We start from the raw sequence: 24,722 nt of genomic DNA on the forward strand, positions 1-24,722 counted from the left end.
TCGCCATGCAAACCGCACACGAACGGGGGTCCGGCACCGTCGCAGTCGTCGGACTGTCCTGTCGATTTCCCCGGGCGGCCGATCCGGCTGCCTTCTGGCGGCTGCTGGGCGCGGCCGAGGATGCCATCGGCGCACTGCCCGACGACCGGTGGCGAGTCGACGCCGACGGGTTGCCACCGGCATTGCGCGTGGGCGGGTTTCTGGACGACGTAACGAGTTTCGATCCGGACTTTTTCGGCGTCCCGCCGGTGGAGTCCGAGCAGTTGGACCCGCAGCAGCAGCTCGCGCTGGAGCTGGCATGGGAAGCGCTCGAGGACGCCGGGATCGTGCCCGAACGGCTTCGCGACAGCGCGGTCGCGGTTATTGCCGGCGCGATGGCCAACGATGCAGCGCTGGAGCAGCGAGATCACGGCCGGTACGCATTGACCGGAAGCCAGCCTGCCCTGATCGCTAACCGCATATCCCACCTGCTGGGGCTCCGTGGTCTAAGCCTTACCGTCAACAGCGGGCAGTCTTCATCTCTGCTGGCGGTCCATCTGGCCGCCCAAGAGCTGCTCACCGGCCGGGCGAACCTGGCGCTCGCGCTCGGCGTACAGCTCAATTTGAGCCCGGTACCAGCACGGATGGCCGAGGCTTTCGGGGTGCTGTCGGCGGACGGCATGTGTTACACCTTCGACGAGCGAGCCAACGGCTATGTCCGCGGCGAGGGCGGCGCCTGTGTCGTGCTCAAACGCCTTGACCACGCACGGGCAGACGGTGACGCGATCCTCGGCATCATCTCTGGCAGCGCCGCCAACAACGACGGTGCCGCCGGTGCGCTCGCCGTACCGAACGTGGCGGGACAGGAAGCGGTGCTGCGCGCCGCCTATGCGATGGCCGGCACGGAACCGGGCGAGGTCGACTACGTCGAACTGCACGGCACCGGAACCGCGGTCGGTGATCCGGTCGAGGCGGCAGCTCTGGGCTCAGTTCTGGGCGCCTGCGCGGCACGGCGCAGCCCGTTGCTCGTCGGCTCGGTGAAGACCAACATCGGCCACCTGGAGGGCGCAGCCGGCATCGCCGGGCTTGTCAAGGTCCTGCTGATGATGCAACACCGCCAGATACCGGCCAGCTTGAACTTCGTCCGCGGCAACCCCAGCATCCGCTTCGCGGAGTGGAATCTCACGGTGGTTGCCGAGACAAGGCCCTGGCGGGTGGACGGTACCCCGGCAACGGCCGGTGTCTCGTCGTTCGGCATAGGCGGAACCAACTGTCACCTAGTGGTCACCACGCCGCCCGAGCCGGGGCCACGCGTGGCCGCGGATCCCGAACGGGAGCCGGAGACCGCCAGCGTGTCTTGGTGGGGATTCTCAGGCCGGACACCGGCTGCTCTGCAAGCCCAGGCGAAACGGCTGGTGCCGGTCTGCGGCGACGCCGACATGTCAGACGTGGCCTGGTCGCTGCTGACGACGAGGTCGGCATTCGGGCAGCGCGCGATCGTCCTGGGCCGGCAGCGGCGGGAGCTGCTCACCGGGCTGCAAGCGGTGGCCACCGGCCGGCCCGTCCCGCACGCGCTGATCGGAACGGCGCACCCCGCGCCGAAGACCGCGGTGATTTTCACCGGCCAGGGCGCCCAGCGACTGGGCATGGGATCGATCCTCTACCGCCAGTTCTCCGCCTTCGCGGCCGCGTGGGATGAGGTGGCCGCCGAAATCGACGAACTGGCCGACGAGCCGCTCGCGGAGGTGGTGTGGGGTGTCGACGCCGAGTTGCTACGCCAGACGCGGTGGGCTCAGCCCGCACTGTTCGCAACGGAGGTTGCACTGTTCCGGCTGGTGGAGTCGTGGGGGATCACGCCGTCGTACGTCGCCGGGCACTCGCTCGGCGAGATCACCGCTGCCCACGTGAGCGGGATCCTGTCGTTGTCGGACGCGGCGTCGATGGTGGTGCACCGCGGTCGGTTGATGCAGTCGCTGACCGGTGGCTCCATGGTCACGGTCGAGGCTACGGAGTCCGAAGTCCGTCCCCTGCTAGGACCCGGCGTGGACATTGCCGCCGTGAACGCGGCGCAGTCGGTGGTGCTGTCCGGCGACGCCGGGGCCGTTGGCGCGCTCGCCGCGAGGTTCGCGGCCGAGGGGCGGCGGGTCGACCCGCTGCACGTTTCGCACGCGTTCCATTCCTCGGCGATGGACCGGATCACCGAGGACTTCGCCGACGTGCTGAGCTCAGTGGCCTTCGGTACACCCCGGATCCCGGTGATCTCCAATGTCACGGGGACTCTGGCGGCCGGCGAAGACCTTCGGACCGCGGCCTACTGGGCGCGACACCTCCGGCAGACCGTACGATTCGGCGACGGCCTGCGCTGTCTGCTCGACAACGGCGTAACGGCGTTCGTCGAGGCCGGTCCGGGCGCCGTGCTCAGCAGCCTCGCCGGACGGCAGACCGGCCCACGAGAGTCTGTAGTGCCAATGCTTCGACCAGGCGTCGACGAGGTGTTCACGGCGGTAGAAGCAATGGGCCGCCTGTGGCTGCACGGTATCGACATCGACCCGGATGCTGTGGCTCCCGGCCGCCGTCCGCGCCGGATGCGACTGCCTACCTACCCATTCCAGCGCAGACGACTCTCCGGCGCGGACGCCACCCCGGCCTCCACCGGGCCAGGCCTGGCGGCCAGCTTGGCAAGCGCGCCGGAAGCCGCCCGCAAGCAAATACTTGCCGACCTGGTGCGCGATACCACCGCCGCGGTGCTCGGCCATCCTGCTGGCGCGACGGTCGAGTCCGACCGAACCTTCCAGGAACTCGGTTTCGACTCGTTCCTGGTGCTCGAACTGGCGGTTCGGCTGGCGCGGGCAACCGGTCTCGCGCTGACCGCCACCTCCGTCTACAACCATCCCACTACCAGGAAACTAGCCACGCACCTTGCCGCCGAACTCGCTGGGACGAGCGAGCGCGACGAGGACGCCGGACCCGTGGAGCCTGCCGGGGCCGCCGAACCCAGACGAGTCTGGAGTTCACCCGATGAGCTGTTCCGCCACCTCGACCAGGCACTCGGACCCGGGATCGAACCACCCGACTGCTGATCTCAGCCTTAGGGAGCACGCACCATGACCGACGAGAAGATGCTCAGCTACCTCACGAGGGCCACGGCCGAACTCGAACGTACCCGCCGTCGTGTGGCCGAACTCGAAGCGGGCAATGACGACCGGATCGCGATCGTCGGCCTGGGCTGCCGCTACCCCGGCGCGGACGGTCCGGCCGCGCTCTGGGACCTGGTGGCCAGCGGGCGCGACTCAATCGGTGGCTTCCCGGCGAACCGGGGATGGAACCCCGAGGTCGTACGGCAGGCCCCGCCCCACGGCGGGTTCCTCGACACGGCGACCGACTTCGATGCCGAATTCTTCGGTATCTCACCTCGCGAGGCGCGGGCGATGGACCCCCAACAGCGGCTGATCCTGGAGACGGCATGGGAGACGCTGGAGGACGCAGGACTGCCGGTGACCGACCTGGCGGGTACGGCGGTCGGAGTGTTCACGGGCGCCTACCTGCTCGGCCATCCGCAGCTGCTGCACGCCGCTGGCGACCAAGTCCGGGGCCACGTCCTCACCGGCAGCCAGACCAGTGTGATCTCTGGCCGGGTGTCCTATGCGCTGGATTTCGACGGCCCATCGGTCACCGTCGACACGGCCTGCTCGTCGTCGCTTGTCGCCATCCACTTGGCCGTTCAGGCGCTGCGAGCCGGCGATTGCGACCTGGCGCTGGCCGGCGGTGTATCGGTGCTGGCCACGCCGGACATCTTCCTAGAACTGGCCGCTCAGGGCACCCTTGCACCGGACGGCCGGTGCAAGGCGTTCGCCGACGCCGCCGACGGCACCGGCTGGTCCGAAGGGGTAGGGCTGGTACTTCTGGAACGCCTGCCCGACGCGCTCGACCGTGGTCATGACGTGTTGGCCGTGGTACGTGGCTCGGCGGTCAACTCCGACGGCGCGTCCAACGGTCTGAGCGCGCCCAACGGTCTTTCCCAGCAGCGGGTGATCCGCAGAGCGCTGGCCGACTCCGGCCTGACGGCCGCCGACGTAGATGCGGTCGAGGCGCACGGCACCGGTACCCGGCTGGGCGATCCGATCGAGGCACAGGCAATCCTGGCGACGTACGGGACGGACCGGCCCGCTGACCGGCCGGTGCTGATCGGCTCGCTCAAGTCCAACATCGGGCATACCCAGGCGGCGGCTGGCGTGGGTGGCGTAATCAAGATCGTCCAGGCTCTGCGCCATCAGCTGCTGCCGGCCACCCTGCACATCGATCGCCCGTCGAGCCGGATCGACTGGAGCCGGGGACACGCACAGGTGTTGACCGCACCGACACCCTGGCCGGTGTCCGAGCGGGTGCGCCGGGCTGCGGTCTCGTCGTTCGGCGTATCCGGAACGAACGCCCATCTGATCCTCGAAGGACCGGAGGTGCTTGGTGACCTGCCCCCTTCGGACTCCGCTCCCCCGGCCGTCCCGGCCTCGTTCACGACCTGGGTCTTCTCGGCACGGACCGAACGAGCGGTGGCAGCCTACGCCGATCGGCTGCGCGGGCTTGCCAGCAGCGCGAACCTCAGTGACGTCAGCTGGTCGCTGGCGGCGCACCGAGCGCCGCTGCCGTACCGCGCGGTGGTGTCGGGCACAGACCGGGCCGCTATCGTCGGCGGAGTGGAGGCGGTCGCGCGGCGCGAGCCCGCGGCAGGCATCGTCCAGGGGAAGGTCCACCCGGAACCGAGGGTCGCCTTCGTCCTACCCGGGCAGGGCGGTCAATGGGTCGGCATGGCCACGGAGCTCGCCGCCCAAGAACCGGCGTTCGCCGCCGCGTTACGTGTCGCAGCCGATGCGTTGCGGCCTCTGGTCAGCTGGTCGTTGACGGACGTGCTGACCGACCCCGAGGCGCTGACCCGGCCGGAGGTTCTCCAACCGGTGCTGTGGGCCGTCGGAGTGTCGCTGGCCGAGCTCTACCGGTCGTACGGCGTCGAGCCGGCCGCGGTCATCGGCCACTCACAGGGTGAGATTGCCGCTGCCTGCATCGCCGGCGCTCTGTCCTGGTCCCAAGGTGCCCTGGTCATCACCCGCCGTAGCGCGATTGCCTCCGAGCTGGTGGCCGATCGTGGAGCGCTTGTAGCCGTGGCGGCCGGCGCAGCTGAGACCGAGAAGCTTCTCGCCAGCGTCGGCGGCGGCCTGGCGATCTCGGTGATCAACGGTCCCGCTGCCGTGGTCGTCGGCGGGGAGCGCGACGCACTCCGGGAGCTGGTCGCGCGGTGCACCGCGCGCGGCATCGAGACGCATGAGATTGCGAATTCGTTCGCCTCACACACCGCCGCGATGGACGTGCTGCGCGAGCCGCTCGGCTCCGGCTCCGGACTGCCTACACCCTCGTACGCTGGCGCCGGACTCCCGATCTACTCGACGGTGACCGGAGCAGCCGCCAACGCGCACACGTTCGGGGCGGACTATTGGTTCCGCAACTTCCGATCGACCGTGCAATTCGAAAAAGCGGTACGGGCCGCGCTCGCCGACCGGTGCACAGCGTTCCTCGAGCTCTCCGCGCATCCGGTGCTGCAATCGCCCTTGCACGAGATCCTCGAGGACAGTCTGGCCGAGTCGCCCCTTGTCACCCATGCGCTGCGCCGCGACGACGGCGGCACCCGGCGGTTCCGCGAGTCGCTTGCCGCCCTGTTCGTGCACGGCGTACCCGTGACTTGGACCGCGGCGTTCGCGACCGGCTCGCCGCGACGAGCCGCTTTGCCCACATACTCCTTCGAACGCCGCCGTTTCTGGCCCACGCCGAGCCGTGGCACTACCGGGGAAACGCCGGTCTACCTACCCACCGACGGTCATCCGTTCGTCGATGCGGTGCTGCCGTTGGCAGCCACCGGAGGCATGATGGTTCTCGGGCGGTTCTCGCTCGACAGGTACCCATGGCTCGCCGACCATGTCATTCGCGGACATCCTGTGCTGCCGGCCGCAGTCCTGCTGGAGCTGACCGCCTACCTGGGCCGCCGGGTCGGCGCGGAACACATCAGCGAACTCACCCTGCACCGGCCGGTAATCCTTCCGCGCGACACGGCCGCCCACTTTCAGATCACGGTCGGTGGTGCCGATGCGACCGGGCAGCGTGAACTGGCGGTCTTCGTCGATGTCGGCGAGGGCGAGTGGGTGGAGCATGCCAGCGGCTCGCTTCGCCCAACCGGAACCAGCGGTTCAGCAGCGCCCGTGACAGAGATGGTGGCACCGCGGTCCGAAGTGGACGTCTCGGCGTTCTACGACCGGCTGTCAGGGGTGGGAATCGAGTACGGACCCGCGTTCCGGGGCCTGGTCTCGGCGCGAATCACTGCCGGCGGCGCACAGGTGACCGCAGAGGTGAGGTTGCCAGGCGATGTCCCCATGGAGGGCTTCCTGATCCCACCCCCAGCGCTGGACAGCGCCCTGCAAACGGTGCTGCTGACCGACGCCGTCACCAGCCGGTTGGCGTTCACGTTCAGTGACGTGCGGGTGCACCGGGCCGCAGGCAGCAAAGTTCAGGTCAGTAGCTCGGCTGATACCCACGGCGTGTCCGTCCGGCTGACCGACGCGGAGGGCGTCGCGTTGTTGAGTATCGCTACCGTCGGGCTGCGGCCACTTCCCGAAGTCGGCCTCGACGCAGTTCCCACCGACCTTGCGATGCTGCGCGTGGGCTGGATGCCACTCCCGGCCTCGACTGTCCCGGCCGGTGACCCTCTTCCGCTGCTATCGGACGTACGGTCCGCAGCCCGCACCAGCCAGGACGCTCGCAAAGCGATCGCATTGCAGGTGCCGAGCTCGCAGGCAACCGACCCAGGGACCATACACCAGACGGTCATCTGGGCCGCCGAACAGCTCCGGGTGTTCCTGAACGACGACCGGTTGGCCACCGGCCGACTGATCGTCTGCACCCGCGGGGCGGTTGCGGTGGGCGAGAACGAGCCGGTCGATCCGGCCGGTGCCGCAGTCTGCGGATTCCTCCGGTCGGCCCAGCGAGAGAACCCCGGACGCATCGCCCTAGTGGACCTCGATCCGGCTGAGCCCCTCATGCCGACACTGTCCGTCGACTTCGGACATGAGCAGGTCGCCGTACGTGCCGGAACAGTGCTTGTGCCCCGACTCGAGAGGCTGCAGTCGGCCGGGAGCGAGCAGGCGCGCACCATCGAACCAGGCGGCACCATCCTGATCACCGGGGGCATGGGCGGTCTCGGCACGCTTGTCGCCAGGCACCTGGCGGCGCGCTACGGCGTCCGGCACTTACTGCTGACCGGAAGGCGAGGAGGGTCAGTTCCCGGCTCCGCCGACATTGCGGCGGACCTGACGGGCCTCGGCTGTACAGCGACGTTCGCGGCCGTCGACGTCGCCGACCGCGACGCTCTCGCCGACCTGCTCGCCTCGATTCCCCCCGACCGGCCACTGACCGGCGTCGTTCACCTGGCCGGCGTCGTGGACGACGGGCTGGCCGCCGGACTATCCCCCGCGCAAATCGACCGCGTGCTGTCGCCCAAAGTCGACGGCTTGTGCAACCTGGATGAGCTGACCCGGGAACGGCCGCTGTCGCTGTTCACCGTGTTCTCGTCGGTCACCGGAACGATCGGCGGCGCCGGCAACGCCAACTACGCGGCGGCCAACGCGTACATGGACGCCCTGATCCGCCGACGCCGGCACGACGGCCTCCCCGGCAACGCCTTGGCCTGGGGACCGTGGGGCGTCGACTCGGGCATCGCGGCGAAGTTGTCAGCCGCCGACCGGCGCCGGCTGGAGCGGATTGGCATGCAACCGCTGACCGGTGAGGACGGAATGCACCTGCTCGACCAGGCGCTGACGGCCGATCTCGACAACGTGGTCCTCACCCGACTGGACCTGAACGCGCTGCAGTCGGCCGACGAACGTCCGGAAATCCTGGCCGGGCTGATCCAGGAAACTCGGCACCACGACCACCGCTCGAGCGACCACAGGGACGAAACCCAGCGCCTCTTGGCTCTGCCTGCCGACGACCGCGGACCGGCACTCACCGCTCTAATTGCCAGGCATGCGGCGATCATCCTCGCCCACCCTGACGACTCAGCGATCACCGGAACGCACGCTTTCAAGGACCTCGGTTTCGACTCCCTAACCGCGCTCGAACTACGTACCCGGCTGAAGCGGGCGACCGGCCTCGCACTACCCGCCACCATGCTGTTCGACCATACAACGATTGCTGATCTAGCCAACCACCTCGCCAGATGCTTGGCCACCACCACCCAGCCACCGGCGCCTAAGGAGGAGACAACCGCGACCCCGGATGCGTTCAAGACCCCGCGGTCGCTGACCGAGCTGATCACCGAGATCGGCCTCAGCTCAGTCGCCGAGCAGCAGGTAGCCGTGGCTTACAAAATCACGCTGGCCGGAGCTGACCTACGGCCGATGGCAACTGATGCGGCGGAGTTTCGCGGGCGGATTCCGGTGCACGAGCTGTCGCCCGCAACCGGCCGAGAACCGCTCATCTGCATATGCCCGGTGGTGTCGTTGACGAGCCCGGACGCCTACCTGCGGCTGGCCCTCGAGCTGACCGGCCGGCGGCAGGTGATCGCGGTGGTACCTCCAGGTTTCGGCGCCGGAGAGGCCCTGCCCGCCAACATCGGCGTGCTAAGCACGGCCCTGGCCGACGCAGTGCTCGCCCACCTGGGGGATCGACCCTACGCGCTGGCCGGCCTGTCATCCGGCGGTGCGGTCGCGCACGAATTGGCTCGCGAGACCGCCGCCCGAGGACGGCCGGCGACCGGGGTAATCCTGCTTGACACGTATCGGATGAACGACCCCGTGGTCCACGCGATGGAGAACGCCCTGGCGACAGCCTTGGTCGGGCGGCACCGCGGAGACGGTTTCACATTCGAGAACCTCACCGCCGGCGCCTGGTACGTCAAGCACCTCTTCTATCACTGGACGCCCGCCGAGATCACCGTTCCCTCGCTACTGGCACAGGCGACCGAGCCGATGACACCGGCAGAAGGCGAGAACTGGCGCAGCGACCTGGAACCGATCTCGGCAACAGTCGACCTACCCGGAAACCACTTCACAATCCTGGAAGACAACCACGTCAAGGTAGCGGCGACCGCAATAGACGAATGGCTGGTCAAAGTCGTGAACGGTCCCCCCGAAAAAATGGAATGAGATGGCTGCTGTGCTCAGCGGAGCCAAATTATCCGAAGCATTTCTGCCCAATTACGCCACGCCGACCGGCGACCCGATCCCCGAAGGCTCCGCCCTCGACACAACGCTCGACCTGGCTCGGCTGCACCCCCCTGCGGCGGATGGAGCTGCTCACGCCGCTCTGGAAGACCGCATCGGCGCCACGTCGACAACGACTCCATCACGCCAGCCGGCCGGCTAATTAGGCAGCCGCCGAGGGACCCGCCTGCAACGGGCACGGCCAACCGGGCACCACAGCCGGAACCACATCACGAAAGCCGAGGTTCGAGATGATCAGCACTGACGCATGGGTCCTTCCTCGTGGCCCCGGAGGTGGGACGCCGCCACCCCGCCGCTCCGCAGCGCTACGCCGCCAAATTTTTCATATCCCTGACCTGAAGGAGGACGAGGCACTCGTCGAACCGCTGTACGGCTCCTGGGAAGCCAACGTGGACCACGCGCTCGCTCGGCAACCGATCGACGTCTGCCGCCAACGAGGCGAAGACGCTGTCGTCGTCGGCAACCTCGGCGTAGTGCGCGTTCTGCAACCGGACGCGGCCGGAACGGTCCGCACCGGCGATGTCTGCATGGTGATGCCCTTCGGCCGCCGTGACCGGCACGGTTACGCCGAGCTCGTCTACGCCTACGACATGCCGGGCACCTACGGGTTGCTGGCGCGTCGTACGAAAGTCGCGGCCGACTTGTTGCTGCAAGTTCCGGACGACCCTCGGTACACGCTGGCGCAATGGGCCACCTACGCGCGCTACTTCTCGGCCTGGGACAATTGGAGGGTTGCGTTCGCGTCCTGGCGAGCACAAATGTCCGACGCCGACCCGGCCGACCATCTCGTGTTCGGATGGGGCGGCGGGGTGGCGCTGGCCGAGCTGGAACTGGCTCGGCGGGCCGGTTTCCGGGTCGCGATGACCGCCAGCAGCGACGATAGGCTCGCTTACCTCGCCGCACGGGGCATCACCCCGGTCGACCGGCGGGTCTTCCCCGACCTCGCCTTCGACGCCGACCGGGCTGTGGCGGACCAGCAATACGCCGACCGCTATCGCGCCTCGGAAAAGGAATTTCTGCGGGTGCTCGGCGAACTCAGCGACGGCACCGGCGCCGCCATCTTTGTCGACAACCTCGGCGGCTCGCTCATCAAGCCAACGCTCAAGGCGATCGCCCGCCAGGGCGTGCTCACCACGCTGGGCTGGAAGCACGGCATGGAAATCCCGATGCGACGCGCGAGCGAGTGCATTCGGCGGCACCTGCACATCAACACCCATGTCTGGCGGTACCAAGATTCCGCGCAGATCCGCGACTACCAGCTGAACACCGGTTGGTTGCCGGACCCGCACACCATCGAGGTGCGGAGCTTCGACGAGGTACCGGGCCTGGCCGACGACTTCGCCGCCGGGCGTACGACCAGCTACTTCCCGCTCTACCGAATGGAGGCGCCGTGACCACGGCCGGGATCAGAACGATCGGGCGTTTCCTGCCCGAACGAGTGGTAACTAACGCCGAGCTCGCCGATCGGCTGCCGACCAGCGACAAGTGGATCCAGGACCGCCTCGGGATCCTGACCCGCCGGGTCGCCGCCGACGACGAGTGGTCCTCCACCCTCGGGGCCCGAGCGCTGACGGACGCATGCCAGCGGGCCGGTGTGTCAGAGGACTCTGTCGACCTGGTGATCTGCGGCACGTACACGCCTGACCACATGTTGCCCAACACGGCGTCGGCGATCATGGCACGGGTCGGGATGCGGTACACGCCGGGATTTGACGTGAATTCCGGCGGTTGCCCGGGCGCCGTATTCGCACTGGACGTGGGACGCCGCTATATCGAGTCGGGCGAGTACAAACGAGTCGCCGTCGTGCTCACCGATGTCGGCACCCGACTGCTCGACCCGGAGGACCGTACGGTCGGCGTAATATTCGGCGACGCGGCCGCCTGCTACATGCTGGAACCCGCCGTCACCGGCCGGGGCGTGCAAAAGGTCACGCTACGCAGCGATCCGACCGGCTATACCTCGGTGTACGCGGCCCGAGAGCACCGTACCGACGCCGCTGGCAAGCCGAAGGCGTCCGGTTTCGGCAACAATTTCACGACGATGCGCGGCCCTGAGATCCGGGAATTCGTGCTCGGCGAGATGCCAGCATTTATCGAGGCATTCGTACGCGACTGCGGCCTTACCCTGACCGATATCGACTTCTACGCGTTCCATCAGGCAAACCTGCGGCTGTTGCACGGCATCATGGAGCGGCTGGGTGAACCGCTGACGAAGACCCTTACCAACATCGAGCGAATCGGGAACGTGTCTGGTGCCTCACTGCCACTGGTCCTGCACGATGCCGTGGAAGAGGGCCGGCTGCGCCCTGGAGACCGGACGCTGCTAGTCGCGTTTGGCGGCGGCCTCAACTATGGCGCGGCGCTGGTCGACTGGGCTGGCCCAGCGGACTTCCCAACCCGTGAGAGTTCGCGTTAAAACGTGCTTGAATTTTCTCCGTGATGCTGGACACTCAATGCTTACGGCGTGAGGGCATGGCCTTGCTCGTGTCGCTGCCGGATCTCCAGAGGGGTCAGGTAGCCCAGTCCGGATGCCTCCGTAGCCGCCTGCGGTTGTAGAACAACTCGATGAACTGGGTGAAGGTGCCGATCTTTTCCTTCAGCACCGCAAAGAGGGACTCGGCAGCGGCATTATCGAAACACGAACCGGTTCGTCCCATGCTCTGCCGCATCCCCAACAGGCTGATTTCGCGCCGTAGTTCCCTGGAGGATGGGGTCTGTCAAGCCGCGTGAGTGGTGGGTGGTGCGAGTTCGTAGGTTCGTCCGTCGCGCAGGAGGGCCCAGAGCACGTTCAGCTGGCGCCGGGCGAGGGACCAGGACGGCTTGCTTCTGAGAACTTTCCCTCCGCGCTTTTGCGCTGGTAGTACCACTGCGATTCAGGGCAGTACACGGTGGCGACCTGGGCAGAGAGCTAAACGTTCGCGGCAGTCTTCTGCTGTAGCGCCGGGGAGGTTACCGCTGACCTTGCCCGAGTCACGAGGGACCGGGGCAGGCCGGCCAGTAGCTGGGGTCTCCTTAACCCAGCCGGTGACGGCTTCCTCGTCGCGCTCGGTCGCGCGGCGGGCGGGAAGCCGTGTCTGTGCAGCATCTGCGCGATGGCCGACAGCGTCGTGGTCTTGTGGAACCGGCCCCCGATCAGCGTCTTGATCCGAGCCAGCGTCCAAGTCTGGTCCGTCCAGCCGAGCGCGACTGGCCCCGTGGCCAGCTCCTGCTCGAGCACTTCGAAAGAAGCAGCAGGAAGGGGGAGCGGTGGTGGCTGCACCTGTCTCGGGCGCTCCCGCCGTCGTGCGGTTCAGTCCCGCACATTCAGCCCTTTCAGGAACCCGCCTACCTTTATTGAATGGAAGACGTTGAAAGAATAGTTTACAAGTGTGACAAAGGGGTGTGAGGAACAACGCAAACGAATTAGCCGTATCACATCGGGACACCGTTGGGAGGCATCAATGTCCGCTGCTCTTCTGGGCCGCACAACCACCGACAAACCGGGGGCCACCGCCCTCTTGCGCATCGCCAACTCCGAGGTCGCCGTGCACATACGCGTCGCTGGGAGGCTGATGCCCGTCCAGATCACCACCGGCAGCCGGTACCGATGGCGACTACGCCCCCCTTCGGGGGCACCGTCTCCCTCGGTAAGGCCGGGCTCCACACCGGCAGCGAGGGCGCGATCCACAGTGAGGCCATCGTCGCCGCGCACGTCGCAGGGGCGCCGACCGCGTCCCCGGGCAAGGCTTACGTCTTCACTGACAAGGGACGCGTTCCCAACCCGTTCCGCTGCTTCGGAGGAGGCCCGCGACGGCGCCCGCCGCGTCGACGGCGAGGCCCGCCAGCCGAGAACCGCCACACGCCGACCTTCTGGACCCGGTTCACGCCGGTCTGTCTCGACGCGAGGGTTACCCACACCTACGAGGCCCAGGGCCGCAACGGCGAGCACCGCGCCACCCTCTGGTCCGAGAAGCGGAGTTCACCACCGACGAGCAGGCCGTCGACGCTGCGAAGCAGCTTGCCGCCAGCTGGGGACGCGGCCACGCCGCGCGGGACGCGCACGTCCTGGACGGCACCGGAACCGAGCCCTACCTGTTCGGCGGCCGGAAGACCCTCCAAAGGGCTGACCCCGGTCCGGACGCAGGGCGGCAGCTGACCCCGTCCCGCCCCCGGACCCGGTCGGGGTCCCGATCCACGGGACCCCCGCCAGGTGCCCAAGACCCCCAACCCGAAATTCAGGGCCGGTCTCCAACCGGCCGAACACCCAACACACCGAGGACACCTCATCGATGACTGACCACGCCCTGCCCAACGGCTGGAGTATCAGCGTCCGCCCCGACGGCCCCCTCACCGTCCTCACCCTCCGAAACACCAACGGCAGCCCGCAGACGACGGACTACCACGGTCTCACCACCGGCCCGGCCCAGACAGTTCACTCTCTGGACGCGATCGCCGACGAGGCCCTGCACACCACCGCCCAGCGCCTCATCAACAGGTACTTCCACCAGGTCGACCAGATCCACGCCACGGCCACCGCCCTGTGCCACGACCTCCCCGACTGGGACACCGTCACCGCCCGCCTGCAAGACGCCGTCCCCGACTGCAGAGCCGACGCCTACCGCGACCACGACGGCAGCTTCAGCCTCGTCCTGACCGCAACCGGCACGGCCGCCGGACGACTGCTCACCCTCGTCACCACATGGCCCCACGCCACGGCCGCCGACACAGACGAGCTGCCCGACGGAATCACCCTCGACCTCGAGGGCACCACTACCCTCGCCGTCACTCTCGACCCCGACCACACCCGTGCATTCCTCGCCTGGTTCCGCGGAGAGCCGCACGCCATGCCAGCCAGCTTCCACAGCAACAGCCCGGACGAACTGGCCCTCTTGACGTACCTGCTGGAAAACGCGATCTGGCCCGGTGCGCTCAGCGGCGGCCGTCACGTGCTGGCGCAGCAGATGCTGTCCCGTCTCGGCGTCGCTGGGCCCGGCCGCACGACTTCGGACACCGTCCCGACCGGCGGCCCGCCCGACCGTCCCGCGCACTGACACCCATCCCGTCATTCTGGCGCGCACCTCAGCCTTGCTGCGCCCCTGTTCTGAGAGGAATACCGTCGCAGAGCGTTGCTCTGCCCCGCATCACCACCACCGTTGGCCTCCCCCTGTGGGACGCCATGATCAGCCGGGAGGACCTCGGCCCGCCGCCGGACGAGGTCGACCCGGTAGATGTGAGGGTCGCCCGCGCGGACATGTTCCGCGGTGGTGACCTCGCCGTCGGTTACTTCGACGAGCAGCCCGGCGGCCGGTGGAAGCCGACCGCCTGTGTGGGGAAAGCCCGTTTCCGTGCCGTGCCCGCACCGCACCCACACCATCGGGACGTGTTCACCCTCGACGGCATGCTGTTCCAGTGGATGGCCCACGACCTGGCGCCGATCGCACCACCTGCCGCGCCCGCGCCGTGCCCGGGGTCCCTCTCTGAACTGCGCGCCACGGCCGAGACGGTCTACCCGCTCGGTCTCGCCGACCTGCTCACCGGCGTCCTCGCGCACGGTGCACCCAGGCGCCCCGCGTCGTGGCCTGATGAGCCTTCCCCGCGCTGCGCGGAAAAGAGCAGACTGCGGGCATCACCCGGCACCGCCCGACCCACCATTCCCAGCCGTAGACAGCCGTACTCTGTGACGTCGGCGGTGTCCTGCGGCACGGGCCCGCTGGCCACGGGATCGAGCACGTTCACGGGCGGCTCGCTGGCGCGCTCGCTGCCGCAGCTGTTGCTCCGTCCCGCGTCCATCCCTCTCTCACCAGGGAGATCACCGACGCGCAGTGGAGATCCGCCGTGGCGGCAGCACAGGTCGTGAGAACGATCGTTGACACTCACTGTGAGCATCCCCGCACGGGCGGGGAGCAGCTGCTGCGCCACACCGGCCTGTTCTCGGTGCAGGGGCCATCCCCGCATGCGCGGGGAACAGGACGACTGCGTGGACAACACGAACCACCAGCAGGGGCCATCCCCGCGGGCGCGGGGAGTAGGCGGGTGCCGGCACCGGCGCGGCCACCGGTCGAGGGACCATTCCCGCAGGCGCGGGGAGCAGCCGAAGTGCCAGCCCTACCCGGGCAGCGCGTGGGGACCATCCCCGCAGGTGCGGGGGAGCAGACTGCTTCACCAGCGAGTTTGCCTCACCGTCGCCGCGGTCCTGAGCACTTTCACTGAATCCGACAAACGCCCAAATGGCCCCCTGTGGTTGAGCTTCGCCCCCTCGCTCTGATGTGGCCGCCGCCTCGTCGCAGGCCGTGCTGGGGGAGCGTGGCCGACAGTCAAGGCAGACGACACCTCCGCCAGGGCTGCGTGGGCGTCTTGCTCCGTCAGAAGGTGGGGCAGGGAGTTGTCAGCGCAGACGACGCTGTCGAACCTGGCGTCAGGAGAGTAAGCGCCTCATGTCGGCGGCAGCTGTACCCTTCGTCACCTTCTGGTGGGCGGCCTCACGGGCGGCCATCCCCACTGGTGCGGGGAACGGCGCACGGAGACGATGGCGTTCACGTTCCAGCAGGGGCCATCCCCACGCGGGCGGGGAGCAGACTTTCACCCGCATCTTTCCGCAACCGAGCCCTGGATCTTAGCATTTTCATCGAATCCGACATAGCGCCTGTATAGCCGGCCTCAGTCGGCGCGCCCGCAGCATTACCACGGTCACGCACACTAATGCGGGGCGCGAGAACAACCCCGCAGGTGCAGGGAGCAGAAGAGCAGGACGCGGCCCTCGCGGTTCCGGGTCGGGGCCAGCCCCGCAGGTCCGGGGAGCAGGGCGGCTACGTCAAGGTGACGTGCACGGACCTGGGGCCATCCCCGCGCGAGCGGGGAATTCCCCGACAACTACAAGAAACTCAACGGGAGCCTGTAATATGCGCATCGAGATTAGGGTGCTCCAGTAAATCAGCTGGAATTTTGGGTTCGATTCATCAAACCTATGAAACATGTCTTACACTCGAGCGCCCGACGAGTGCGGAAACTGTTTCGTCAATGGCGTGGTTCGAAAAAAGCTTGACGCAAACGGTAAATGCCCCGAACATCCAACTCTTTCAGAAGGCTGGGTGGACCATTCGGAATGCGGCGGTGCTCACCACATGATTTACCGTCATTGTGTAGTCAAGTGAAAGTCTAGGGCGCGGCCGGTCCGGCGACCCGCGTCAGCTCACCCGCGGCCGGTACTGTTCTTCGCGCGAGCATTGTCAGCGGGCGTGCGGACGGTGCTACCTGAAGTATGACCTCTCCGAAGAAACAGACGCAGGTCCGGCTGGAGCCCGAGGTTCTACTGCTGGCAAGGATGCCGCGCCCGCCCGTGGACTGGACTTCAACCGCTACGTGGAGCGCCTCATCGTCGAGGACACCACTGGTGCCCGTGCTGCAGGGATGGCTGCCGCCAGTGCTATATGCCACGTATTAGATGAAAGCGCGCTCCATTCAGTCGCGGCGTACAAGCGAACGCCACGCCTGACGTCGGTAGGCACCTCAACGCCGTGGGGGTGACGATCTCGGGGATCTGGGCGGTGCCCAGCACTTCCGGCTCAGCGGCCTTGCTCGTCACGGTGAACCGCAGCACCACCTGTCTGCCCCGCTCGCCGCCGGTGACCTTGCAGCCGATATCGACGGAGGTGATATTGGATCCTCCAGCAGCTCTGGACCCGGGCACGGGCGTAGCGGCGCAGCGAAGCATCACGGCCGGGCGTCAGGCCGCTTCTGTTACGCATGGGAGGCAGTGCAGCGGCGTTGTCGGTGGTGGGGTGCAGGATGCAGGCCGGCGCTGGGCGCAGCCGGGTTCCGCCGAACTGCGGTTAGTCGCCGAACTCGTCTACGGCCGTGTGCAATCGATACTCGAGGTCGCTGACCCATTGCTGGGCCCACTGTCTGAGGTCCGAGATCTCTTCCGGAGACAGGCCGTATGCCTCGAACTCCACGTCATCGATCCACTGAGCAGCGCCGAGGCGGTCACAAAGATCGTCAAGGCGGAACTGTCCCCGGCCGTGTCGCTGCCCCAACTGTTCCAGATCCGTGATTGTGTGATCGCGGGCGGCGGCGCGGACGTCAATGAAATCGCGGGCTGCCGCGCGGTCTGCCAAGGCCCTGACCTTGGTGCCGATCACATCGTCGAGGCTGAGGACAGGGCCGAAGGGAGTGCGGGTCGCGGGCGCACAGAGATTCTCTTTGAGTACGTCTACCTCACACTCTTCCCCGGTATCCGAGCTGACCACAATAAGGCGAGCTGCCAGGGAGTCCACGCTGATGACGTTTACCTGCCAGCCGCGCTCAGTCAGACCGCGCACTAGATCATTGGCGATGTCGGCCATGGGGGCGGGACTCTCGGTCGCAACGTCGATGTCTTGGCTCAGCCGGTCGACGAGCCCGTGCGCCTGGACGGCGTAGCCACCGGTAATTACCAGCGGATAGGGAGTGCCGATCGCCAGTACGTCGTGCAGGAGTCGTCGATGGAGATCGCTGAGGTTCACGCGGCAGGGGATGCCCGGTGCTGGAGTTCGGGGAAAGCAGCCTCCCAGGCATCGCGGACGTGCCTGCTGATCATGGTCCGCATCCGGGGCCACTGAGCGAGCAGCAGATCGCGGTTTAGGAAAGCGGTGATGTCCGCGCGCTGCCCTTCAGTAAGCACAGTTCGATACAGGCTCATGCACTGCCGGGGACGATCAAGGTCATAGAAGCGCAGGCCTGACCAGGCAACGTGCAGCGGCAGCTCGACCAAGCCGTGCGCCGGTCCAGCGAGGTCCTCAAGGGTGTCGGGAAGCCGCCCTGCACACCGCTCGCGCAACACGTCGGCGGCGGAGGGTGTCACGCCAGGAGAAGACTGCTGAATCATGGGTCCCAGTATTCCGTGCCTGCCACGTGAATGGCAGCGCGGACGCGTTTTCTGGTCCCAGTTCCTGAGCCGATGACCGGATGGCTGGGTGCCCGCTGGTCAGCGGGCACCTCACTGGCCATGTGGCGCCCGCTCTTCTGGGCGGAAGCATCCGCTCGGCTGGGGCAACGGCGGCCAGCCCAATCGGTTCAAGTTCCTGACCAGGAGGTGATTGCGGCGCCAGCGATCAGGCGCCGGCACTCCGCCCTTCCATCGGGTGCTGGACGGCGGGGTGGTGGGAAGGTTGGCCATGAGGACGGCACCTCGGCCCCTATGGAGGCTTGTTCGTCGAACGAAAAAAGCGGCCCTTGTGATGTGAGTCATGGGAGAGCTATGTCGCGGGCGGTCAGTTTTAGCCTCCGCCTCCACCTTTGAAGCCGCTAGAGCTATCTCCCCTGGTCACTGCAGGTAGCAGGACGGTGACATTGCGGCCTTCTCTCGGTAGGCACGACCTGCTGATCACTTTATGTCATGAATTGATCGCGTTGGTCATGCGCGTCGGGGCCCCGTTGTCCGGGATGCTGCGCTGGAGGGGCCACCGAGGTGCCCTCCGGCGTGATCCGTCCTTGATACAGGGTGAGTTGACGCTGCATGAGCAGGAAAGACAGGGGGTCTCATGACCGTGAACGATGTGCTCGCTGGGCTGGTGGTGATCACCGCGCTGCGCGTCTTTCTCCCCGACCTGCGCACGGGGGTGCGCAGCATGCTGCGGGCGGGCGCCCAGATCGGGGTCGCCGAACTGCTGCGGCACCAGCCCGCACGCGCGGAGGCAGTACAGCCGCATTCGGCCACCTCCCGGGATGTGGAGGCGTAGCCCGATGACCAGCACCGAGGACAGTGGCGCCCACGCCCTGCCTGGCTCGTTCCGAGAGCTCGACGCCTTGTGCGGCGTCCATTACGAGATGCCGCCAAGCGTTGACGCCTTCTGGGGCCGGTACGCGCGGGCGCACGTGGACTACGCCACCGCTGTCCTGGGCGACAAGGAGGCTGCCAAGAAGGTCGTCCGCTCTCTCTATACCCAGCTCGCCCTGAACTGGGACGCGATCCTGCTGGAGGAGGGCGGTCCGGAAGCCTACGTGTGGCGGGCGCTGAAACTGCGGGTGGAGACCCATGCGCGGATGGCCGTCGCTCCGGCCGGCGATGGCTGCAGAGGGGCAGCGTCGGCGCACGACCGGACAACCGCTGTCCACGACGCCGTCCGGGCCACGCTGGGGGCCATGCGCTCCCGGCTGGCGGACGCCGACTCCCCACTCGGCCTCTACACGGCCATCGCCACCCTGCCCGTACGACAGTTCGACGTGGTCATCCTCAACTATGTCCTGGGCTACACCATCGGCCGTGTCGCCGACATTATGGGGATCAGCGCAGGCACCGTGCGCTTCCATCGCCGCCAGGCCCGCAAACACCTCGCCGCAAAACTCGGCATCAACCTGGGTGACGACGAGGAGAAGGAGTAGACCGTGCCGCGCAAGCTTGATCAGATACTCGACCAGGCGGCCTTCCCGGACAGCGTCACCGACGCGGAACTTCACGACCTCAAGCGGGAGATCTCCCGGGACGTCACTGCAGCTCTCGTGTTCGGCGAACGTCCCGTCGCTCCGCGCCACCACCCGGTCCGGCTGGAACGCGCCGACATCACTCTCCAAACGCTCTGCCGCGACCTCCTGCTCGGCGACGAAGCCTCCACACACTTGGCACGTATTGCCGAAAGCCCCACCGATGCTGAAGGAGCCCTGCACTTCGGTTGTCTGCTCCACCTCGCAGGGAAACCGGACGGGGCCCTTTGGTGGTGGCAGTTCGCCGCCGGAGCCGGCAACGCCACCGCCGCCTACTGTCTCCACCTGTTTCACACATGCCGCGGCGACCTGAGGGACGCCCACCACTGGTGGCATCAGCACCACGCCCTGGGGCCAAACGACAACTTCGTCCCCCCGCCCACCTGGATACACAGCAACGTGGACACCACCTCAGACGTCTTGCGTCAAGCTGTGAAACGCCTCAGGGTCGATGACGCCGCCGGCGAATTCCACCATCCCGACCACAGTCTCGCCGACCGGATAGAGGAACTCGTCGACGCCTGCTGACTCAGGAGGCACAGCAGCTCGTGCAGACCAAGAAGCGGTCGCCGGGGCGGCGCCCCAGGCCCTCACCCTGGACAACCAGCGTGTGGGCCGAGCTTGCCCGGCACGGCGCCCTCGCAGTCCTTCCGGCAGTCGGCGCCTGGGTGACAATCGCCGACGGCCCGCCGCCCGGCTCTTGGTGGGTGGGCCGAACGGGAGGGAGCGCGGTGGTCCTACGTGCTGGCCAGGACCTTCCGTACGCCGTCAGTGACGCCCGACAGGTCGCCGGCGAGGGCGGCCCACTCGTGCAAGTCGTGCTCGGTCAGGACGACCGGGCCGGTGGCCGCAACGGTGACGGCAAAGTTGAACTGGCGGGTGGTGGTGCCCCGGCTGTTCTCGTAGTCGAATTGCCGGAGGTAGCGGTCCACGGAGGAGACGGTCAGGCCGGTCTCCTCCCGTGTCTCGCGGCGGGCCGCGTCCACGATGGTCTCGCCCGGATCGACTGTGCCCGACGGGATGTCCCACAGTCCGCCCATGTAGTCGTCCGGGTTGCGTCGGACCAGGAGGACGCGGTCGGCGTCGGTGATCACGGCGGCGGCCACGACGCTGGTGATGCCCTCGGCTTGGGCCTCCTTGGCCAGGGACTCGGCGAGGTTGGAGGTCACAGCCACAGAAGCTCCTTGTGGTGTTCGCTGACCTTCCTGGCCGCGCTGACGTACTGCTCGGCCAGTTCCAGATCCTGTTCACGGTGCCAGACCGGCAGCTTGATCGTGTGCGTGTGCGCCTTCTCGGCCACGGGAAAGTCGCCCTCCCGGTAGCGGCTGCGGGTGTTCGGGTAGCCGGGGAAGAGGTGGGAGGGGTGCTGGTAGAGAGGGAGCTGGTTCAGGGGGCGGGTGGAGCCGGGCAGGTCGAACTGGGTCGCTTCCTCGGCCATGAGGGCCTGGTGGAAACGGTCGAGGGGCAGGCCGCCGAGCTGGTCGGGCCGGTAGGTGGCCGTCAACGCGTACCAGGGCGACTTCACCCCCTCGGGCAGGGGAGTCACCTCCAGCCCGGATATCTGGCCGAGCTCGCGGGTCAGGTGGGCGGCGATCTCCTCGCGGCCCGCGAGGTGGGCGTCCAGGCGGGCGAGCTGGTCGTGGGTGAGGGCGGCGGCCAGGGGGTTGATGCGGAGCTTGAGCCCGGCCCCGGTGACGGCGTACCGCGCGAGCGGATGGCCTTCCGGGATCCCGGAGTCTGACCCTGCACCCATGGGCCCGGGACAAGACGCGTGGCGTCTTCCGCGCCTAAAGGTTGTCCCGTAACCGGTGGGGTGGTTGGTGCGTTGGCTGGGCATGGGTGGGGTGATTTCAGCAGATCGTCCGAAGTGGATCGAGCCGTTCTCCGGGTTGAGCGAGTCGCAGTTCACCAAGCTGGTGGCGTTGGTGCGGCGTCGCGGTGGCGACGTGCAGCGCGGCCGGCCTTGGCGGCTACCACTGGAGGACCGGGTGTTGCTGGTGGCGACGTACTGGCGCACGAACCTGACGTTGCGGCAGGTGGCGCCGTTGTTCGGGGTCTCGAAGTCGGCGGCCGACCGCATCCTCGATCACCTGGCGCCCTTGCTGGCCATCTCGCCGGCCCGCCGGCCGCGCAAGGACACCGTCTATATCGTCGACGGCACCCTGGTGCCCACCCGTGATCGCAGCGTGGCCGCCTCCAGCAAGAACTATCGGTACTCGACCAACCTTCAGGTCGTGATTGATGCCAACAGTCGCCTGGTGGTGGCGATCGGTCTGCCGCTGCCCGGCAGCCGCAACGACTGCCGGGCGTTCACGGAGTCCGGCGTCGACCGGGCCTGCCGCGGTGCCCCGGTCATCGCCGACGGCGGATACCAGGGCACCGGCCTGCTCATCCCGCACCGCAAACGTCGAGGTCAGATGCACCTCAGCCCACACCAGGAAGCGGAGAATGCCATTCATCGCCGGGCGCGAGCACGCGTGGAACACGCCCTGTCGCGGCTGAAGAACTGGAAATCCTGCGAGACTGCCGACTCAAGGGCAACGGCGTGCACCAAGCCATGCTCGGTATCGCTCGGCTCCACAACCTGGCCCTCACCGGATAACTCACGCCCCATACGGGACAACCTCTACGAGGCGCGCAGCCTCCTTCGGGCCCGCGAGGTCGAACAGGCCCTCGTCGTCAGCACGGAGTCACTCGACCTCGCCACCCGCATTGGCGCCGACCGATGCGTCACCTTGGTCCGCGAACTCGCTCCCTACTTCAAGCCCTACCAGAAGGTGGACGGCGTCCCCGAGTTCCTCGAACGACTCCGGACTGGCTGAGAAAGCCCGGGTTCGGGGCGCCATTTATCGGGACTCCCGTGAGGCTTCCATGCGCTGACCTCCGGCCAGATGCGGACCTGCTGACCACAGACCTACGAGACGGCCGGCTATTCCTTCCTCGCCGAACAGTCCTTCTCGCCGACCCCGCACGCGCGCTTGGCCGCCTACCTCGACTACCGCAGCAGTCAGTGGCCACGCTGGCCCACCCCTAGACCGAGAGCCGAGTGAAGCAGCGTCTCAGCGAGTGCGCAGGAGGCAGGAGATTCATCACCGGAGTGGCCCTCGCACGCCGCGCCCTGCGGGCGGGCGCCAGTGGATTCCTGCTGAAGGACGTGCGTCCTGAGGAACTCCTCGCCGGTATCCGGGCCGTCGCCGCCGGCGACGCCGTGATCGCTCCCGCTCCGACCGGCCGCCTGCTGGACGAATACGTCCAGCAGGTCCCACAACCCGTCGACGGCCTGGCCCAGGAAGCGAGACTGACAGCTCTCACCTACCGGGAGCGTGAGATCCTCGTGGCCATCGGCAAGGGCTGGACCACCCTTGAGATCGCCGCCCACTTCGTGGTGGCCGAGTTCACCGTCAAGTGCCATGTCCGAAGCGTCCTGGCCAAGATCGGGGCCCGCGACCGCATCAGGCCGTGATCTTCGCCTACGACCGCGGACTCGCCCGACCGAAGAGTGGCTGAACAGCGCTGCGTGCGCTCTCGGCGACCCTGCCGGGTTCAGCACGCACCACGGGCTGCCCGGCTACGCCGTGTCTGGCGCTATCGTTGGCCCAAGTGGATGAGTGTCCGCTACTGGGGGACGCAGCCGACTTCATCCGATTGAAGCAAAAAGTGTGGACGTGAGCTCAGAAGGAGAGCGATGGAGTCCAGAAGCGATGGGACCCAGCGCTCGGACGCACAGCGCAACCGGGAGAGGATCCTGAATGTGGCGCTGACCGAGTTGTCGCGCGCCGTGGATGTTCCGCTGAGCTTGATTGCCAAGAAGGCGGGGGTGGGACAGGGAACGTTCTATCGAAACTTTCCCAACCGTGAAGCGCTAGTCTTGGAGGTCTACCGCCACGAGGCGCAAGTGCTCGCGGACGCCGCGCCAGAACTGCTCATATCCCGTGAACCTGATCAGGCCCTGCGCGAATGGATGGATCAGCTCGCCCGCTTTGCCGTCGCCAAGGCCGGACTCTCTGACGCGATGCGTCAGATCATTGTTACGACGGATGGACCGGCCCAGCGGGGATACGCGCTGGTGGTGGACGCGATCGAGGTGCTGCTCGCGGCCAACCACGAGGCCGGCACCATCCGCCCGGGTGTGACGTCCGACGACTTCATCCTGGCCGTCGCGGGCATCTGGCGAGTCGACGCCCGCGGGGACTGGCAGACCCAGAGCGCTCGACTCCTGGACCTCGTCATGGACGGGCTGCGGGTGGGGGCGCCTCGACAGAGGTGAGGAGCGCTTCTCCTGGTCGCGGGTGGGGGAGCGCCTCGCCTTGGTCTTAAGCGAGGCTGGTGCTCGTGAAATGGCGCGTCGTGGTTGCGTTCCCCGTAACCCGACCCTCGCGAGCGGTGGCCCGGCGATCCCGGGCGTAGTGGAGGTCGCGGACGGCACCGCGAGCCGTGCTCCTGGCGTGGCTGCAGATCGATGGCGACCTCGCGGTTGCGCGACGGGTCTCGCGGCACAGCTCCCGCAACGACGCGCACCGCAGGGCAGCGAGATGCGGCTGCGTCGGTGATGAGGATGAGGCCCCGCGTCATCCGAGGTCGGAGAGGTCCTCCGGTGTGAGAGTGATCGACCCGGCGGCCATGTTCTTCCCGAGATGGGCGAGGCACCCCGTGCCGGTAATGGCGAGGGTGGCGGGGGAGGATGCGAGCAGCCAGGCCAGCGCGATCTGGGGGACCGTGGCGCCGTGCCGTTCGGCGACTTTGGCCATGCGGTCGGCGGAGAAGTCGCTCGTGGCGCCGCCCAGTGGGAAGAACGGCACGAAGGCGATGCCGGCTTCCTGGCAGGCCGCCGGAAGTTCGGCTTCATCGCACTTGCCCGCGTGGAAGTGGTTCTGCACAGCGGTCACGGGTGCGATCGCACGGGCCACGGCGAGGTGGCCGGTGTCGACGTTGCTGCAGCGACGGACTCGCCGTGGGGCGGTTCCATCACCCGACGCGCAGGTAGACGAGGTCTGTCGGCGACGGCTGAAAAGTGGACCAGTGGCGACGCTTGAAAGTTGACCCCCT

The 24,722-nt window shown here is 67.5% G+C and carries 15 protein-coding genes and 3 pseudogenes; 11 read left to right on the forward strand and 7 right to left on the reverse strand.

Going from position 1 to position 24,722, the window contains the following annotated elements:
• The first annotated feature begins 5 nt into the window (after positions 1-5).
• The 4 genes from IE275_RS40880 to IE275_RS40895 all read left to right on the forward strand — a co-directional run bounded on the left by IE275_RS40880 (position 6) and on the right by IE275_RS40895 (position 11,655).
• A complete protein-coding gene (locus tag IE275_RS40880) occupies positions 6-3,059 on the forward strand; it encodes a type I polyketide synthase (RefSeq protein WP_189717769.1) in 3,054 nt (1,017 codons plus the stop codon).
• A 24-nt stretch (positions 3,060-3,083) separates the two neighbouring features.
• Positions 3,084-9,161 (forward strand): type I polyketide synthase, encoded by a 6,078-nt coding sequence (locus tag IE275_RS40885; protein WP_189717770.1) that lies wholly within the window; start codon positions 3,084-3,086, stop codon positions 9,159-9,161.
• 308 nt (positions 9,162-9,469) lie between these two features.
• Positions 9,470-10,633, forward strand: coding sequence for a zinc-binding dehydrogenase (locus IE275_RS40890; RefSeq protein WP_189717771.1), 1,164 nt, complete (start codon positions 9,470-9,472; stop codon positions 10,631-10,633).
• Entirely contained in the window at positions 10,630-11,655 is a 1,026-nt protein-coding gene (locus tag IE275_RS40895; protein ID WP_189717772.1) for a 3-oxoacyl-ACP synthase III family protein, read from the forward strand. Before IE275_RS40890 ends, IE275_RS40895 begins: the two co-directional genes overlap by 4 nt.
• 94 nt (positions 11,656-11,749) lie before the next feature.
• On the opposite strand, the gene IE275_RS40900 is transcribed toward IE275_RS40895, so the two are convergent.
• Both IE275_RS40900 and IE275_RS40905 read right to left on the reverse strand, forming a co-directional pair.
• On the reverse strand, positions 11,750-11,908 hold the full coding sequence (locus IE275_RS40900) for a hypothetical protein (RefSeq protein ID WP_189717773.1): 159 nt from the start codon (positions 11,906-11,908) through the stop codon (positions 11,750-11,752).
• Positions 11,909-12,244: 336 nt separating this feature from the next.
• Positions 12,245-12,477, reverse strand: a pseudogene (locus IE275_RS40905) (helix-turn-helix domain-containing protein); the annotation flags it as partial.
• Positions 12,478-13,507: 1,030 nt separating this feature from the next.
• Between IE275_RS40905 and IE275_RS40910 the strand changes: the two are divergent.
• A complete protein-coding gene (locus tag IE275_RS40910) occupies positions 13,508-14,269 on the forward strand; it encodes a hypothetical protein (RefSeq protein ID WP_189717774.1) in 762 nt (253 codons plus the stop codon).
• A gap of 2,778 nt (positions 14,270-17,047) precedes the next feature.
• Here the strand turns inward: IE275_RS40910 and IE275_RS40915 are convergent.
• On the reverse strand, positions 17,048-17,719 hold the full coding sequence (locus IE275_RS40915) for a nucleotidyl transferase AbiEii/AbiGii toxin family protein (protein ID WP_189717775.1): 672 nt from the start codon (positions 17,717-17,719) through the stop codon (positions 17,048-17,050).
• Positions 17,716-18,081 (reverse strand): hypothetical protein, encoded by a 366-nt coding sequence (locus tag IE275_RS40920; protein WP_189717776.1) that lies wholly within the window; start codon positions 18,079-18,081, stop codon positions 17,716-17,718. Before IE275_RS40920 ends, IE275_RS40915 begins: the two co-directional genes overlap by 4 nt.
• A gap of 655 nt (positions 18,082-18,736) precedes the next feature.
• Here IE275_RS40920 and IE275_RS40925 point away from each other — a divergent pair.
• Genes IE275_RS40925 through IE275_RS40935 form a run of 3 tightly spaced genes read left to right on the forward strand, consistent with a single transcriptional unit; the run spans position 18,737 to position 20,204 of the window.
• Positions 18,737-18,934 (forward strand): hypothetical protein, encoded by a 198-nt coding sequence (locus IE275_RS40925; protein ID WP_189717777.1) that lies wholly within the window; start codon positions 18,737-18,739, stop codon positions 18,932-18,934.
• Between the two features lie 4 nt (positions 18,935-18,938).
• The gene (locus IE275_RS40930; RefSeq protein WP_189717778.1) at positions 18,939-19,577 is read left to right on the forward strand and encodes an RNA polymerase sigma factor; all 639 of its coding nucleotides are present in this window, start codon (positions 18,939-18,941) and stop codon (positions 19,575-19,577) included.
• Positions 19,578-19,580: 3 nt separating this feature from the next.
• Positions 19,581-20,204, forward strand: a complete 624-nt coding sequence (locus IE275_RS40935) for a hypothetical protein (protein WP_189717779.1) — start codon at positions 19,581-19,583, stop codon at positions 20,202-20,204.
• Between the two features lie 209 nt (positions 20,205-20,413).
• Here the strand turns inward: IE275_RS40935 and IE275_RS40940 are convergent, their stop codons facing one another.
• Both IE275_RS40940 and IE275_RS40945 read right to left on the reverse strand, forming a co-directional pair.
• Entirely contained in the window at positions 20,414-20,851 is a 438-nt protein-coding gene (locus tag IE275_RS40940; protein WP_189717780.1) for an NUDIX hydrolase, read from the reverse strand.
• A complete protein-coding gene (locus tag IE275_RS40945; protein ID WP_189717781.1) occupies positions 20,842-21,429 on the reverse strand; it encodes a DegT/DnrJ/EryC1/StrS family aminotransferase in 588 nt (195 codons plus the stop codon). The genes IE275_RS40940 and IE275_RS40945 overlap by 10 nt, the downstream gene beginning before the upstream one ends.
• An 82-nt stretch (positions 21,430-21,511) precedes the next feature.
• On the opposite strand from IE275_RS40945, the pseudogene IE275_RS40950 reads away from it, so the two are divergent.
• The 3 genes and pseudogenes from IE275_RS40950 to IE275_RS40965 all read left to right on the forward strand — a co-directional run bounded on the left by IE275_RS40950 (position 21,512) and on the right by IE275_RS40965 (position 23,943).
• Positions 21,512-22,278, forward strand: a pseudogene (locus tag IE275_RS40950) (transposase).
• Between the two features lie 513 nt (positions 22,279-22,791).
• Positions 22,792-23,183: pseudogene (locus tag IE275_RS40960) on the forward strand (LuxR C-terminal-related transcriptional regulator); the annotation flags it as partial.
• A gap of 178 nt (positions 23,184-23,361) precedes the next feature.
• A complete protein-coding gene (locus IE275_RS40965; RefSeq protein WP_189717782.1) occupies positions 23,362-23,943 on the forward strand; it encodes a TetR/AcrR family transcriptional regulator in 582 nt (193 codons plus the stop codon).
• A gap of 301 nt (positions 23,944-24,244) precedes the next feature.
• Here IE275_RS40965 and IE275_RS40970 read toward each other — a convergent pair whose 3' ends face one another.
• Positions 24,245-24,562 (reverse strand): aldo/keto reductase, encoded by a 318-nt coding sequence (locus IE275_RS40970; RefSeq protein WP_229871143.1) that lies wholly within the window; start codon positions 24,560-24,562, stop codon positions 24,245-24,247.
• Between the last annotated feature and the right edge of the window lie 160 nt (positions 24,563-24,722).

Source organism: Streptomyces phaeofaciens (assembly GCF_014648915.1).
GTDB classification, from domain to species: domain Bacteria; phylum Actinomycetota; class Actinomycetes; order Streptomycetales; family Streptomycetaceae; genus Streptomyces; species Streptomyces phaeofaciens.